The organism is Nitrosospira sp. NpAV (assembly GCF_000832065.1).
In the GTDB taxonomy this organism is placed as follows: domain Bacteria; phylum Pseudomonadota; class Gammaproteobacteria; order Burkholderiales; family Nitrosomonadaceae; genus Nitrosospira.
In genome coordinates this window covers 1-260 of sequence record NZ_JXQM01000306.1, presented here as the reverse complement: position 1 = coordinate 260, position 260 = coordinate 1, and the positions used below count along the sequence as shown (strand labels likewise).

At 52.3% G+C, this 260-nt stretch carries 1 pseudogene; it reads right to left on the bottom strand.

From position 1 onward, the window contains the following. A pseudogene (locus tag SQ11_RS17740) lies at positions 1–260 on the bottom strand (DNA-binding protein); the annotation flags it as partial.

The following is a 260-nucleotide window of genomic DNA, read 5'->3' as shown; positions in this document are numbered from 1 at the left end:
CCTCATCAAGCAACTTGATGAACGTCGGTCGGGACATGTTCATGAGGTCGGCACCTTCCTGCGTCGTCATTTCGGCATGCACAGGAATGAGCTTTACCGTATTGCCTTCTCCAAGCTCCGTTAAGATATCAACCAGCAAGCGAAGCGCACTAACTGGCACTTCGACCTGATGGGCTGTTCCGTCTTTACTCGTGATAGCGACCTGCTGCGTTGCGGCTTGTGTTTCGACATAAGCAGCAAGCTCGCGACTGGAAAACTTC